Source organism: Enterobacter sp. 296B2, assembly GCF_034106185.1.
GTDB lineage: Bacteria > Pseudomonadota > Gammaproteobacteria > Enterobacterales > Enterobacteriaceae > Enterobacter > Enterobacter cloacae_N.
In genome coordinates, this window is sequence record NZ_JAWNCA010000002.1 from 217809 (window position 1) to 232632 (window position 14824).

The 14824-nt window shown below is 54.0% G+C and carries 12 protein-coding genes; 6 read left to right on the forward strand and 6 right to left on the reverse strand.

All coding sequences use genetic code 11. The features are described 5' to 3' along the window. The 3 genes from URZ40_RS02620 to URZ40_RS02630 all read left to right on the forward strand — a co-directional run bounded on the left by URZ40_RS02620 (position 1) and on the right by URZ40_RS02630 (position 4341). Positions 1–1746, forward strand: coding sequence for a S8 family serine peptidase (locus URZ40_RS02620; RefSeq protein WP_320719725.1), 1746 nt, complete (start codon positions 1–3; stop codon positions 1744–1746). 374 nt (positions 1747–2120) lie between these two features. Then, entirely contained in the window at positions 2121–2558 is a 438-nt protein-coding gene (locus URZ40_RS02625; protein WP_320719726.1) for a hypothetical protein, read from the forward strand. 16 nt (positions 2559–2574) lie between these two features. After that, positions 2575–4341, forward strand: a complete 1767-nt coding sequence (locus URZ40_RS02630) for a lytic polysaccharide monooxygenase (RefSeq protein WP_320719727.1) — start codon at positions 2575–2577, stop codon at positions 4339–4341. 116 nt (positions 4342–4457) lie between these two features. On the opposite strand, the gene URZ40_RS02635 is transcribed toward URZ40_RS02630, so the two are convergent. Then, positions 4458–5207 (reverse strand): A24 family peptidase, encoded by a 750-nt coding sequence (locus URZ40_RS02635; RefSeq protein ID WP_163331084.1) that lies wholly within the window; start codon positions 5205–5207, stop codon positions 4458–4460. A 45-nt stretch (positions 5208–5252) separates the two neighbouring features. After that, positions 5253–5471 carry an ANR family transcriptional regulator gene (locus URZ40_RS02640; protein WP_116344043.1) on the reverse strand — a complete coding sequence of 73 codons (219 nt, stop codon included), beginning with the start codon at positions 5469–5471 and terminating at the stop codon, positions 5253–5255. Between the two features lie 230 nt (positions 5472–5701). On the opposite strand from URZ40_RS02640, the gene URZ40_RS02645 reads away from it, so the two are divergent. Beyond that, positions 5702–6835, forward strand: coding sequence for a hypothetical protein (locus URZ40_RS02645; RefSeq protein WP_192984668.1), 1134 nt, complete (start codon positions 5702–5704; stop codon positions 6833–6835). Here URZ40_RS02645 and URZ40_RS02650 read toward each other — a convergent pair. From URZ40_RS02650 to URZ40_RS02665, 4 genes are all read right to left on the reverse strand, one after another. After that, positions 6798–7325, reverse strand: a complete 528-nt coding sequence (locus tag URZ40_RS02650; protein ID WP_163331086.1) for a cytochrome b — start codon at positions 7323–7325, stop codon at positions 6798–6800. The two genes, URZ40_RS02645 and URZ40_RS02650, sit on opposite strands and share 38 nt — an antisense overlap. A 62-nt stretch (positions 7326–7387) precedes the next feature. After that, positions 7388–8989 carry a glycosyl hydrolase family 18 protein gene (locus tag URZ40_RS02655; protein ID WP_320719729.1) on the reverse strand — a complete coding sequence of 534 codons (1602 nt, stop codon included), beginning with the start codon at positions 8987–8989 and terminating at the stop codon, positions 7388–7390. A 148-nt stretch (positions 8990–9137) separates the two neighbouring features. Continuing rightward, on the reverse strand, positions 9138–9617 hold the full coding sequence (locus URZ40_RS02660; protein WP_166710189.1) for a hypothetical protein: 480 nt from the start codon (positions 9615–9617) through the stop codon (positions 9138–9140). Further along, the gene (locus tag URZ40_RS02665) at positions 9587–10324 is read right to left on the reverse strand and encodes a helix-turn-helix domain-containing protein (RefSeq protein ID WP_320719730.1); all 738 of its coding nucleotides are present in this window, start codon (positions 10322–10324) and stop codon (positions 9587–9589) included. The genes URZ40_RS02660 and URZ40_RS02665 overlap by 31 nt, the downstream gene beginning before the upstream one ends. Positions 10325–10860: 536 nt before the next feature. On the opposite strand from URZ40_RS02665, the gene URZ40_RS02670 reads away from it, so the two are divergent. Continuing rightward, positions 10861–11457 (forward strand): response regulator transcription factor, encoded by a 597-nt coding sequence (locus URZ40_RS02670; protein ID WP_116344039.1) that lies wholly within the window; start codon positions 10861–10863, stop codon positions 11455–11457. A gap of 2 nt (positions 11458–11459) precedes the next feature. Then, complete coding sequence (locus URZ40_RS02675; protein WP_320719731.1) at positions 11460–14792, forward strand: ATP-binding protein; 3333 nt, start codon at positions 11460–11462, stop codon at positions 14790–14792. Positions 14793–14824: the final 32 nt, after the last annotated feature.

Sequence of the window (14824 nt, forward strand, 5' to 3'; positions counted from 1 at the left end):
TTGCGCAGCAGTGAATTAAGCGAGATGGATGCGCTTAACGAACGCTATGGCTTTAATCGTTACTTACGTATAGCGCTGCCAGCCAATAAGCAACATGACACGGCATATATCAATAACGTAATTAATGAACTGGCGACGCGACAAGATATTGAGCTGGCTTACCCGGAATCCATGCCGGTGTCGCTGGAAAAGGGTGTCAACATTCCCGACGTGCCGCCCTATTCCGGACTGAGCTATGCCCTGAATAGTCCCAACCGGACCACCGTCCCGGATTTTCGTGGACTACAGGATTACACCAAATCACCAGATGAAAAACGGCCCGGCTATTACATGGGTGGCGTAAATCGCGACAGCGTGAGCCAATATTCAGGACACGATGGAAGCGGCATTTCGCTGGTCTCAATGGAAAACAATGCGTGGAATACCAGCCATGTGAATTTGCCGCCGATCGATTTCCATGAAGGTGATACGCGCTATACGCCGGGCGAAGATCACGACACCAGCTCCGTCGGGATTATGGCGGCGAAAGATATCAATGCGGGCATCAAAGGCCTGACGTGGAACGCCCGCATGGGGTACGTCAAATGGCAGGCCAATCACCTCTACAACATGATCCCCAGACTCCAGGCAGGAGATGTGGTGCAAATTGGCATGCAGACCGGCGGAGGGGATGTGACAGGCTGTACCTCCTCTTGCTATGTCCCCCAGGAAAACGCCCCTGCCTATTATGACGTGATTAAAGCGCTGACGGACAAAGGCGTGCACGTTATCGAGGCGGCAGGCAATGGCAATATCAACCTCGATCATGCTGGATTTAACGGAAAATTTGACGTTAAAAAACGGGATTCCGGTGCGATCATCGCGGGTGCATTCTGCGCTGACAATGGCAAAAAAGCCTCTTTCAGTACCTATGGTTCACGCGTGACCAGCGCCAGCTGGGGCTGCTGGGATGTGGTTACTACGGGTTATGGCGGTTTGCATAGCATAAAAAACGCGGAATACACCTCAAGTTTCTCCGGCACCTCCTCCGCGAACCCGATTATCGCAGGCGTGGTCGCCAGCCTGTCGGCCATTGCAAAAGCTCACAATATCACCGTCACGCCTCAACAGATGCGTACCATCCTGCAGGAAACCGGTACATCTTTAGCGGCAGGCGATTCAGCGAAAGTGGGTACTCACCCAAATATGGCGAAAGCGGTGGCCAGGATTATGGAACTCAAAGAGGAAGATAAGGAGGAAGTAAAGGCTGTGCCAGGAGAAAGCTTTACTGTTACCGGCACGACCGATTCCTCACGGGCGTATCAGTTAGACGGCAGCGCCAGCAAGAATGCCGTCTCCTGGAAATGGACCATCGACAAAAACAGTACAGGCAAATTCTGGCTACAGGAGAAACAGGCCGGAGGCTGGGTACGTGAAGTTTCAGGCCCTGCCGCCCGGGCGCTTATACCCGCCAATACAGACGGGGAAGCGACCTACTGGTTAACCGTTACGGGCAAAGACGGAAGCGTGAGCGCTGAGAAGATCACCGTAACGGTGAAAAAACCGCAATTACCTGATATTCCTGACGACAACGCAGAAGCGTATAACCCACGCATAGCCTACCCGGTGAAATGTACCCGCGTATCGCATAACGGCAAAATCTGGCTGAATCAGTGGTATGTCAATGCCGGACAAGAGGAGCCGGGACGCGGCGGTGAGTGGGGGGCATGGCGAGCGTCGGATGCAGCCAATAATAGCTGCCCTTAAATACCTGTTTGGTTAACATAATTGTAAAGCCTGGATGTAAGCCAGGCTTTATTTTATTAACTCAGCACGCAGGAAATTCGTAAAAAAGACATTTAAAAAAACGATATACGCTCATATTTGAATATAAAGAGTAAAGGATTGATATTGGCCATTTCCCCCCATATCGCTCTCAAGCCTCTTAACAGCATGACCGGCCGCTCTTCTCTGCCGAAACTCCCCGACTCTTAATGGCCCAGAGAAGTCTCTTATTCAAGCCAGTTGTCTCCTCCCGGTACTATTTGTCCCTGTTATCACACGGTAATAACGCCATTTTTTACCTGCTCTGCAGGTGAGATTTACCTTTCGTTATTGTTCAGTCATTAATAAGGGAACTTATGAAATTAACAGGATCTGCTTTTGTCCTTGCCTCATTACTGGCAGGGGCGGGCGTCAGCGTTTCAGCCAACGCCGCCACGACCTCGCCATCGGCAAACTGCGAACAAGGTCACCAGAACTGCATGAAAGAACTTGGCTCACTGGAACGCGCCGTCAACGGTGCGAAAGTGAAGGTCGTTGAAGGGCAAACGATTCGTGCGCGCTTCTTTAACGACGGAACCGAACTGCCTGACCTGGAGACCCGCGTCACCATTCTTGCTGGCGAAGAGGCACACTGGTCCTACGCTCTTGCCCAGGCCATCAACCAGCAGCATCCCGATCTGCGTGCCGGTTTCCAGCACAGCAACGGCGAGATTACGCCCGATGAGTCTCAGCCGAATAAGGTGTATGCCAAAGGGAACAATCCCCTCACTCACGTAGAAGTGTCCTTCAATTAATTCAGGGAAGATTATTTTGAAACTACTCAAGATGAATAATATTACGTCGGCGTTAGCCGTGGCATTGATTGGCATGTATTCCACGAGCGCGCTGGCACATGGCTATGTTTTTGAACCAAAATCCCGTTCGGTGATTCATTTCCCGCCGATGAATGATAAAGGTGAACATAGTAACGTCTGGCCTGCTGACGCCGTGGAAGCGCCAAAGCTCCCGGCTGGCAACGATATGAGCCCAACCCCGATCGCCAACGAGCAGCTGTTCCAGTTCCCGCAGGATGGAAAACTCGCAAGCGGTGGCTCAACGGCTACTCCTGACTTCAGCAAGCTGGATGACGAAAAGCAGAATACCTATAACAACCCGATGTCTGCGGGCCCGCACCAGTTTAAATGGCATTTACCGGCTAAGCACCGTACCACCTATTTTACCTATTACATTACGAAGCCGGACTGGCACTCTATGCCGGGAGCGGATTCGCGCCTGACCAGAGCGATGTTTGAAGATAAACCTTTCTGCCACAAGGTTTATACTTACGCACCAGGCAACCCTTCTGCCGATATTTCGATCCCGACAGGCTTCGAAACCCACACCTGCGATGTACCGGAGCGTGAAGGTAAACAGAAAATTTATGCCGTCTGGCGCGTGCGTGATACCGATAACGCATTTTATCAGATGATCGACGTCGATTTCGGCGGTGAAGTCATTAGCAAACCGGTGGCCAACGTCACGCCATCCAGCCATAACCTGTCAACCAGCGCGCTGTCGCTGGACGGTAGCGCCTCTACGGGGAAAGAGCTGAAGTACAGCTGGGCCGTCACCAGCAATGCCGACAAGGTCATTCTGGAGAACAGCACCAGTGCTAAGGCCAGCATTCGCCTGAAGGCTAAACCTGATAACGATTTTAGCGTAAATGTGAAGCTGACCGTCACCAACGCCAAAAACGAGAGTGATTCAAAAACCGTGACCCTGAATGCCAAAGCGGACGCGGGTAACACGGCACCGGAGGCGAAGGCAGGCAGTGACTTCACCGTGACCAGCAACAGTGATTCTCGTGGTTATGACCTCAACGGTTCCGCAAGCGTCAATGCTGAAAAATATCAATGGACTATCGTCTCTGGTCAGGACATTGGTGCGTTGCAGGTCGCTAACGGTGGCGAATGGGTTTCAACCGTCCACGCGGCAAAAGCCCGTGCGCTGATTAAGCCCGGCAAAATCGGTAAAGTGACCTATCGCCTGACGGTTACGGCCAAAAATGGCAAAACCAGCTCCGACGATATCACGGTGACCGTGAAGGAAGCGCAGCAGGCTTCTGATGTGCAGATCAATACGGGCAACAACCAGGACACCATCGTCGGCAGTGACGTTATTGCTGCCGCCGTCGTGTCCAAGAATAATGACTCGTTAAAGGGGGCAAAAATTGAATGGTCCGCACTGAATCACGCCGATAAGATTCAGATCTCGTCACCGAATAACTTCAGCACCAACCTCATGGGTAAACATCCGTATACCGACAATGTGGACGTGACGCTGCAGGTGAAAGTAACGGCGCCTGATACCGGTAAAGTCTCCACGGCAACGAAGGTGATTAAACTGCGCCCGGCACAAACCGATGTAAAAGCCTGGGACCACAGCAAGACTTACAAGACACCTTGTGAAAAAGTGAGCTATGAAGGCAACATCTGGCTGAACAGCTGGGAAACCCGAGGCGTTAAGCCTGGCTCCGATGGCGAATGGGGCGTCTGGAAGAAAGAAGGTGCATCCAACATGCCTAAAGAGTGCAAATAATACTGTAAGTTAACTCTGGCCGGGTCTTCACTGACCCGTGCCTCACATTATCATTCCCTGCCTACACTTTCGTTATCATTTTGCGCCGGAAATCGCCCCTTCCTTCCGGCGCTTTTTTATCGGTATAACACCACCCACCCTATCGCGGCGATAATCGGATACGGGCCGAAGGGAAACGGTTGACCGGGCTTGATCCGCAACAGAATCAGCGCCGTGACTAGCGCCAGCAGCGTAGAGGCAACAAAAACATCCAGCAGCGCCAGCGGGCCAAGCCACGCCCCGAGCGCCGCCAGCAGTTTCATATCCCCCATCCCCATACCTTCATGACCGCGCAACAAACGGAACAGTAAAGAGAGCGTCCAGGGCACACCAAAGCCCAGCAGAGCGGCGATTAATGCCTGCATCGGCTCGACATGGCTATAGCCGCTGGCGGCAAACGCCAACGACAACGCCAGCAGCGGGAGCGTCAGACGATCGGGCAGGAGCATGGTGCGCAGGTCGATAAACAGCAGCGGCAGCAAAAACGTCACCGCCAGCACGTCGAACAGGCTTTGCGGCGTGACGCCCTGCTGCCAGATAATCACCCCGTACAGCAGCGCCATAAGCGCTTCAACCAGCGGATAGCGCCACGATATCGCCTGACCACAGCTGGCGCAGCGTCCACGCAACAGCAGCCAGCCAATCAGAGGTACATTGTGACGAAATTTAATGGGGTTTTTACAGCGGGGGCAATGGGAAGCAGGCCACGATAAAGAAAGTGCTTCACCGTGGAGAATCAAGGGGAGCCGATAAATAATGACGTTGCAAAAGCTGCCGATAACGGCACCCAGTAAAACACTAAAAACGAGTATTACACTCTCTACCATGGTTCAACACTCTGAGGAACATGCGATATCCGATAATAGCAGAGCCTACTCGTTATATTTAGGCATCCTGTTTGCACGCAAAGCACAAAATTCACCGCGCAGGTTTGCCCACTCGATATTCAGATGCACTTTTGCATATTGCGCCGCCTCTTTCCACAATAATGCCGCGATATGCCACTGCTTTCCCTGCTCATGCTCTGCCGCACGGGAAGAAAGTGAAAACCAAACGGTAGCAGGATCGTGTTTGTCGCTTTGCCAGTCCATTGTTAATTCCTTTTGAAAAAATCCCAGCGTATCAATAGCGACGATAAAATAATTGAGATTAAAATGATAAATACCTGATTAACGCTGAACGCCTCAGTGGGAGAACAACGCTGATTACCAATATCATCCGCTGGCTGGCCTTTTCAGGTCTCTATATCCTGCTGGCATTCCTGAGCTTTCACACGCGGGATAGCTGGAGCCTCTCCACCACGCTCTGGTTCCCGGCGCCGTTGCTCTTCGCCGCGTTATGGCTAACAGCCCCGCGCGAGTGGCCGCTGTGGCTGGCTACCGCTGGCCTGCTGCATGTGTTTGTTGGGGTCTGGATAGGCCGTCCGCTCGCACTGGCGTGCCTGTTCGCCCTTTTCGACGTTGCGATTTTTCCGCTTTGCGTCGCCGTCTTTCGTCTGAATGCGCAGCTGCCTGCGCTGCGTTTTGCGCGCAGGCCGATTATTGGTGAGCTGGTCTATCCCCTGCAGTTAATACTCAGCATTTTTTGCGGCAGCCTGCTGCTTAATCTGGCGCTGCTGCTGTCAGGGTATCCAATTGCGCCACTGCATTTTTTTTCCTGGGTGCTGGCTGCGTTAACCGGCATTCTCGCCATTCTGCCGCTGTTGCGGGAGAACAAGATGCCGTCGCGCCAGCACGTTAACGGGCGGGAAGCGCTGATCCTTGCCGCGAATACGCTTGCGCTGATTACGGGCTACTTTCTCCTGCCCCCGCTCTGGCAAGGGCTAAACCTGCTGCTGGTGCAAACAACGGTGGTTTTACTGAGCGTGTTTGCGCTCTCCGGACGCGGTGTCGGCGCTCTGCTGCTTATCCAGTACCTGATTGTGGTGTTGGCGACCCAGCAGCGGGAAGGGATTTTTTACACGCTAACGCCCGATCTCATACCGGCAATCTGGCAGGCGCAGTGGTATCTGGTATTTTCGGCGATTTTTGCCAACTGCTTATATCAGTATCGCCGCTGGATCCAACAGCAGCAGGCGCTCGCGACCAGCGCCAGTGCCATCATGATCCGCCTGTCGCAAACGGGTTCATGCGTCGTGTTTCGCCTTTCGATGCCGGAGGAGGAGATCCATTGGCAAGGCAGCACGGAAGCGCTCTTCCCGGATGAGGAAAAGACGCTAAGCACCCTGACGCTTCTGGACGCACACTGCGATACGTCGTTCCTGCCCGATTTTCGCGCCTGGTACTCAAGACAGGGTGAAAACAGCTTTGCCCGGGAAGTTGTCCTGCAAACGCTGCAGGGAAGGCAGATGCGCGGGATGGTGATGTTTCAAAGGATCGATAACACCGCGCATCTGATGGGGGGAGTGAGCCTCTTTCTCACAGCATCCGCTGCAGGATCTCCCGCTGCCCGCTAAAGGTGTATTTCAACACCGCCGCGACATGCCCAAGCAGAATTAAGCCCAGCAGAATGCAGCTATAGCGATGCACCTGGAAGAAAAACGCATTCACTTCGGCGATGGCAATCGGGCGGGAAACCGGCACCAGACCAAACAGGTTGTAATCTTTTTGCAGCATCAGAAAACCGCTAACCAGCACCACCATTATGGTCAGATAAAACAGCTCATGAATAAAGACGACCAGCTGTTTTTTACGTCCGGCCACCGTGGCCGGATAGGGCACCGAAGGGCGGAAGAAGCGCCAGACGAAACGCACCATCATGATGGGCGTGGCGATGGTACCAAGCGACATATTCAGCACGGAAAAGAAGGTAAACCAGCGGGTTCCTTCCAGAGCGTGCAGAATATAGCCCATGCACATCGCGTAGATAATGACGGCTGCGACCACCCAGTGCAGAAGGCGAGAAAACCGATCGTAACGTTTGGCAATAACCAGAGAAGTTTGCATAGTCGTTGTCCTGTAAAACATAACAGCACGGCTCCCTGAGAAGCCATGCTGTTTAAAAAAGGTTATTCAGCTACCCACAAGTTGCGGGCCCGATCCGGCGCCCAATGGCTGGCACCTGTATGGCCAATCTGACAGCGGTAAACCTTGCCCTCATAGAGCACTTTATCCCCCACCGCATAGACGGTTCCCGGTGTGAACGCTGTGGCGTTGCCACCCTGACCGCCCTCTTCGCCAGTGCTTTCGTCGCCTTCAGGCACGGTAACGGTCACCGCCTGGCTCGGGGCGGCGTAGTTATCGGCGGCGTCATAGGCGATAACCGTGTAGCGGTAGGTCACACCCGGCGTGGTTTGGCTGTCGGTAAAGTTGAGTTCACGGGTATCACCGATCTTTTCCAGACCGCGCCAGATGGCATACCCCGCCACGCCAGTATTATCCTTAGCCGGCAGCCAGCTGAGCGAAACATCCTGCCCCTTCAGCGTGGCCTGCACGCCCTGCACCTGTGTTGGCGCCTGAGTATCTGTTTCGTCGCCCCCATCCGGCAGACTGCCGTCAAGGATGCTCTGGTAGCGGTTCAGGAATTCATAGCCGTAATGTTGACCATTTATAGTGTTGCCATTGTCCCAGTTCACTGACCAGGTCATGAGCCCTTTTACCGCTTCATTTTTCGCTTCCAGTCGCGAAAGTGCGTTAAAGACACTCTGCGCGTCTCGCACATAGCCGGTTCCTGCCGCATCCGGGTTGGCCGGAAGACCAATCACCAGCTTGTTCGCCGGGATCTTCACATACCCGCGCGTCCCGTTTGCCAGGCTGTCGGTGAGATAGTAAAGGAAAAGCTCTTTTTGACGGTCGCTATAGCCCTTCCCCCATTCCTGCGGCAGCCACCATTCACCGACTTCGTCCTTCTCCTCCTGCGTCATCATATTCACGCCGTCGCCCGCCTGGTTGTAATACTGTGGAGCGATAAAGTCATACACGCCCTCAAGATTTTGCAGGTAGGCTTTGTAGTTCACCCCGCGATCGGACTGAAGATAAGGGAACTCTGGTGCCATGCTGATGATGAAGTGTTTGCCCTGCTGCTGATAATGGTCGCGCACCATTTTCAGCGCCGCCGGGATCACCGTACTGTTGTCAGCCGCAGTAATGGCCGTCTGCTCCAGGTCGATATCAAGACCATCAAAACCATAGCGATCGGTCAGGCGAATAATCTCCGCCGCAAGCGCTTCAGTCTGGTCTTTGTTCAGTGCAATGTGCGCGTCAGCGCCGCCCAGTGAAATCAACACCGCGCGCCCCTGCTCGTTCAGCTCTGCAACCTGAGCGCGGAACTCCTCATCGCTCGCGTTGTAGGGTTTGAAGGTGGGGATATTCCCGCTCTGCCCATCCATGACTTTCATGAAGGAGACGTTGACGACGTTGTAGCCTCTCGGCACTTCACGCAGCGACATATCAGAAGGTAAGCCTCCCTGATAGCCGCGCGCTTTGTCTATCTCTTCCGGGTTAATTCCCCAGTTGTGCCAATAACCGACGAGAATTTTTTTCTGACTGATATCCGGCATCTGTGAGGCGGCGTCGGTTGCGGCCGCATGGCTAAACGTGCTGACCAGCATTCCGCTTAACGCCAGGCCTGCGGCAATAGCGCTCAGAGATATTTTATTTTTCTTTAACATGGGAGATATCCTGCTCCAGGTTTAATAATGAAATCCTGTCCCGCAAGATAGGATATTCATCTCCCTGAAAACAGGAGAACAGCTAACCGCAGCAGCAGATTTAAAACTCGCCAGCCTGGATATGTCTTATAATAAAATTATCGTGAGATTACTTATACTCACACATTGCTACCCAGTTATCGTTAATTTTCATTAGCCAGCTATTTTTATTAATCGGCTTGAATAACAGATTAATATACTGATCATCTTCACTTATCAGAAAAGTCTTCTGCGGAAGTTGATCGCCAACGGCAATTTTTAATTCTGCCACCCGACCATTGATGACGTTTCCTTTCTGTGTCACCGATTTTAACTGCAGGGTTCGGTTGAATACCCGATTTCCGGCCTCATCGGTTTTTACACCAAATAACGTTAGCCTGTGCAGTTTAGGCCACCAGGTGATAACACCATTAAACTGGTAATGTTCCAGGCTTTCATCGATAAACTTGCCGTTACGAATGACGCTGCTGCAGGGCTCGACAGGCACCATTCTGCTCTCCAGGTAGCCGCTGGTCAGGTAAGCCAGCACGCCACCCAGCGAAACGCTGATGCAAACGCTCAATATGACGAATAGTATTCGTAACCGCATTTTCCCTCCTTAGATAGTTCGCCTTCACATTGCGCAACAAACACTTTCGGGCCGTTCGACGCGATGTAAACATTATTGATACCCGCCGGCAGGTCATGCCGCTTTCGCGCCAGCGCCTGGCGATCGACACTGCGCAGCGAAGAGAGATGAAACATGACGCCATCCACGTAGATATTTTCCTGAAAGGCCTGCGGCGTGTCCGCCGTGCAGACCACCACCAGCGTGGGAAGGATAATCAACAAGCTGCACAACACCGTCAGCAAAGCCCCGTATTGACGTGACGGCGTTTTCATTGGCTCCGCCGTGATAGCAGGCAGCGACGGGCAATCAACGGGAGTGGGAGAAGGCGCGTTATCAGGCACTTCTGGCGGGCAAGCTACCTCACTGCCCTGCGTTTCGCAGGGTGCCAGTACCACACCATAACGGGGAATGGTTTTAATGATCGAGCCCGGCAAGCCGGCATTTTGCAGCTTGCGGCGCAGCATTTTTATAAGCTGGTGATAACTGGATTCGCTAACAATCATGCCCTGGTTGAGCCAGATCTCTTCAAATATGGTCTCTTTTTTACACTTGCCGCTGAGGATCAACTCCAGCAAACGACGCTCGTTGGGCGTCAGGTGTATATCACCATGCTCCACGGTTGCCAGAGATGATTTTTCCGGTACGAACGTTACTGACGCTGAAAGAGATATTTCTTCGTTATTCACGGGTAGGTCCTGGATATTAAAATTACAGCGTTTACATTGTTATGACGAAAAAGCGCAGGTATTAACAGTTACATGTCTGTTATCTAATTCAGGCACAAATTAACAACATATCCCTATAAATGATAGTACCTTCGCCATTTGCGCTATTTCCCGTCCTGATTTTTTCGCGGCCCATTCATGATTTCAGAAAGTTTATTCTGAGTAACGCCTGAGCAATACCTGATATTCAGCCTGAACAATAAGGAATTCCTTTCCGTACCTGAGAAATATCGCCCTCCATGCCGCTATTTCGTGATAAATAACAAACCATTCAGCTGCTCAGAAAAAAATCTATTTCGTAGAATGTGAAAGCTTCGTTACTTTACCTTTCGGTTTTCCATCAGGATCGGCTGATGCCCACCTGCAGCTATACAGCCCCCCACTTTTTAGCTACTCTTTTTCACCTTACTCTGCTCTACACTGTAAGAGTGATGCTAAAGCGCCATTCGCTAAGATGTGCGGTGAACACCTGTCTTTTCCTAACCGGATCGGATGTCATGCAAAAAACCGTTCTGATTGCCGACGACCACCCTGTCTATTTATTAGGCTTGCGCACATTGCTGCAGACGCGCCCGGACCTTTATCGGGTTGTTCATGAAGCGCTCAGTGCTGATGAACTTATGAGTAAACTGGCGCGCGAGCCTGTCGATATCATCATCACCGACCTGAGTATGCCCGGCACGCGAAGCCCGGACGGGCTCATCATGATCCGCTCGCTGATTCGCCATTATCCTCAGAGCATGATTGTGGTGGTCACCATGATCACCAATCCTGAGCTTCTGGACTCGCTGCGTCGCAGCGGGGTGCATGCCGTTCTCAACAAAGCCAGCTTGTCCAACAATCTGCTACAGACACTGCGCAGCACTCTACAGGGGCATGTTGAACCGGTGAAACCCCATGCACAATTGACCGAACGGGAAACTGAAGTGCTGCGCCTGCTGGTCCGTGGTTTCACCGTGAACGAGATCAGTGCCCAGCTTAACCGGACAAAGCAGACCATCAGTACGCAAAAAAAGAGTGCCATGAGCAAACTCAACGCAAGAAATGATTTCGAGCTGCTCCAGTGCGCGCAAAGTCTGGGGCTGGTTAGCTGAGCATGCGCAGAGGATGGCTGGCAACATTATTTATCATCTTGCTGATAAGCGGGCACGCGGCGGGTAGCGTGCTGCGTGTAGGCCTGCTGAGCGCCGCGCCGCCTTTTCTCGTCATCGACCGGCCGCCGGGGATTCTGGATGATGAGCTCAGCATATTGTTTAGCAATACGCCGCTGCCGGACGTTCAGCGCTTTAGCGACCCGGCATCGGCGCTGGATGCGTTGAAGCGAAAGCGCATCGATGTGTTAATTGCCGCCCAACGTCCTGCTGCCGATCTGGTCGCCAGCGAGCCAATGCTCGCTTTCCCGCTGGCCTCTCTGAGCATAAAAGAGGGTCAAGGTGGAACGCTGTGTTTTCCAGAATTACCGCCAGAGGTCGCGACCCGCTGCTCTGCGACAGGTTCAGCTTCACCGGGTGAAAGCGTCAGGCAGCTGGCAGCAGGGAAAGCGCGGGAATTCATTGCCCCGGAATTTGTTTTGCGTAACTGGCTGACCCACTCTCCCGCCACCACGCTGACCCTGACGCCGCTGGGCGACGCTCCGCCGCTGCATTTTCGCGCATGGGCTCTGCCTGAGCAGGCAAACACGCTGGAAATATTCAACGAGCGTATTCACACCGTTAACCCGGAAGACGCTGAATGGCTGGAACAAAAATGGCTTCTGCCGGACGGTAGCGTCTTTGACGCTCGCCATTCCCCCGTGAAGGAAAATGCGCCCAAAATCACGCTGCACGTTTTGCTTCCCGCCATTTCACCGCCAATGGTCACGATCACGTCTGACGGGCATATCCAGGGCGTATGGCGCGATCTGCTGCTCAACCTGTTTCCGTCCAACCTGTATAGCCTGACCTTCAACCTTGATGCGCCTCCGCTTCAGTATGCGGAGAACACGTTGCGCATTGTCGCCAGCGCGACGCCACCGTCAAAGAGTGCCATCACGTTTGACTCACTGAGCTGGGCCCTGCTCAGTGAAGACAGCAACCCGCTTTCCGGCGCCTTGTCCGCATTACGGCATAAGCGGATTGCCGTCATGCGCATCTCACCTCTCGTCACGTTACTGCGTCAGGTGTTACCGGCAGATAACCTGGTGCTGGTTAACTCACTCGATCAGGGGTTTGAGTTGCTCAAAGCCGGAGGCGCGGACGGGCTTGCGGGCGACGCGTTTATACTCCATCACCTGCTGCGCCAGCATAACGCCAGTAACCTGTCGCTGACGCCGCTGGCGCTGCCGGAAGTACCGCTATGGTTTGTACCGAATATGCCTGATCCGGCGGATGCCAAAAGGGTGAATGCGGTCATGGCGTCCGTCACGCAGGCTGATATCTACGCGAGCCTTAACCTGTCGCAGCCCGCACAGACGACAGCCGCTGCCCCGGCGCAATCGCTATGGCTGGTCATGCTCGCCGTAGTGGCGATTTGTGCGGCATTAGTCGCCCTGCTGACCTTTAGCGCTGCGCAGAGCCAGCGGCGCCAGCGCGAGCGGGACACGGCTGAATTGCACAACGCGCTCTCCCTCTGGCAAACCCTGATGAACAACGTCCCGGTGCCGCTGTTCGTCTGCGATCCGGCCGGGCGGCTGACGCGCTATAACGACTCCTTTATTCACTCACCGTTACTCACGGCATTGCCCGAAGAGGGCTCCCCCTTTTCCAGCCTGCCTCTGGGCGAGCTTGCCCAACAGTTTACGTTGCCGCATCGCCTCTCGCTGCTCCATGCCGCGACACCGTTAACGGGTGAAACCACCCAGAACAACACCACCCTCTACTGGTGGCTTTGCCGCTATACCGATACGCGGGGGCGGCCTCAGGGCGTGGTCGGGGGCTGGATCGACATCACTGAAAAAGCCGCGCTGACCGCTGCGCTCAATCGGGCACTGGCACAGGCGGAGCAGGCCAGCACTGAAAAATCGAACTTCCTCGCCCGCATGAGCCATGACATTCGTACCCCGCTCAACGCCATGCTGGGCCTGCTGGAGATGGAGCGCGACAAAAGCGAATCTCTCAACATCGCCTGGCAGGCAGCAGGGTCATTGCGCGACGTGATTGGCGGCGTACTGGATTTGTCGCGCATTGAAGCAGGCGAGTTAAGGCTGGAGCCACAGGCCTGGCCCCTGTGGCAGACGCTCAACGCCAGCGCGGAGATTTTTGCCAGCAGCGCAAACGCTAAAGGGCTCCACTGGCGCAGCGAGTTGAACGTGCCGCGCGACGGCTGGTTCCTGTTCGATAAAGCCCGGCTGAATCAGGTCATCGCCAATCTGTTAGGCAACGCCATTAAATATACGCCGCAGGGAGAAATTGACTTCCACGCCCGGCTCCACGGTGAACATTTGCAGCTGTTGATTCGTGACACAGGCATTGGTATCCCGGCCGATGCCCTTCCACACCTCGGCCAGCCATGGTTTCAGACTGACAGCAGCACGCCGCAAAGCAGCGGACTCGGCCTGGCGATTTGTTATCAGCTAGTCGAGCTGATGGGAGGGAAGCTGACGATAGCCAGCGAAGCGGGAAGCGGTACGCAGGTGACGGTCAGCATACCGCTTCATGCTACCAGCGCTGCGACAACGGTCGATGAGACACCCGTTATTACCCCGCTGCCACAGCATCGCATTATGATTGTTGACGATTTTCCGGCTAACCTGACGGTGTTAGCACTTCAGCTGCAGGAGTTGGGCCAGGAGGTTATTCCTTGCGCTAGCGCAAGCGAAGCGCTTACACGCCTTGAAAACGAGCCGGTTGATATCCTGATAACCGACTGCCAGATGGCCCTCATGGACGGCTATCAGCTCACCTCGTTGATACTTTTGCGCGATATTGCCGGCAGTATCACCGCACCGCCCGCTATCCTCGGCTACACCGCCAGCGCGCTGCAGAGTGAGGACGATCGGGCAAAACATGCCGGGATGGACGCGCTATTGCGAAAACCGCTCTCCCTCAACGCCCTGCACCAGGCGCTGGCGCAGCATCACAGCCTGCGCAATCAGGAGCCTGACCTCAGCGAACTCCGGCGTCTGGCCAATGGTCAACCGGAGATCATGACCCTGATGCGCCAGCAAATGCGCGATGCCATTACTCTTGATATTCGTCATTTAGAGGAAAACACCCCGTCACCGCAAACGCTAAGCCAGCTCGCGCATCGTCTGAAGGCCTCGTGGAGCCTCTTTGCCATGCACGACGCTACCCGCACCTGTCAGGCGATGGAAGTGTTGCCGGAGATGCTGGCGGCAGGGATGATAGAGCCTGAAGCCCTGCCTGCGCTGACATCGCGATTCTGCGCGCGCATGGAAGCCAATCTGCAGCAACTCGATACCGCACTGAAGGAATTATCTGACAAGTACTAAAGAATGCTCTGCATAGGATCTGTATCTTTCTG

Bases quoted from the DNA above. Each gene is read 5' to 3' on its own strand.
- URZ40_RS02625 (WP_320719726.1), top strand. From the start codon at position 2,121: ATGAAATTAACAGGATCTGCTTTTGTCCTTGCCTCATTACTGGCAGGG.
- URZ40_RS02635 (WP_163331084.1), bottom strand. From the start codon at position 5,207: ATGGTAGAGAGTGTAATACTCGTTTTTAGTGTTTTACTGGGTGCCGTT.
- URZ40_RS02640 (WP_116344043.1), bottom strand. From the start codon at position 5,471: ATGGACTGGCAAAGCGACAAACACGATCCTGCTACCGTTTGGTTTTCA.
- URZ40_RS02650 (WP_163331086.1), bottom strand. From the start codon at position 7,325: ATGCAAACTTCTCTGGTTATTGCCAAACGTTACGATCGGTTTTCTCGC.
- URZ40_RS02655 (WP_320719729.1), bottom strand. From the start codon at position 8,989: ATGTTAAAGAAAAATAAAATATCTCTGAGCGCTATTGCCGCAGGCCTG.
- URZ40_RS02660 (WP_166710189.1), bottom strand. From the start codon at position 9,617: ATGCGGTTACGAATACTATTCGTCATATTGAGCGTTTGCATCAGCGTT.
- URZ40_RS02670 (WP_116344039.1), top strand. From the start codon at position 10,861: ATGCAAAAAACCGTTCTGATTGCCGACGACCACCCTGTCTATTTATTA.
- URZ40_RS02675 (WP_320719731.1), top strand. From the start codon at position 11,460: ATGCGCAGAGGATGGCTGGCAACATTATTTATCATCTTGCTGATAAGC.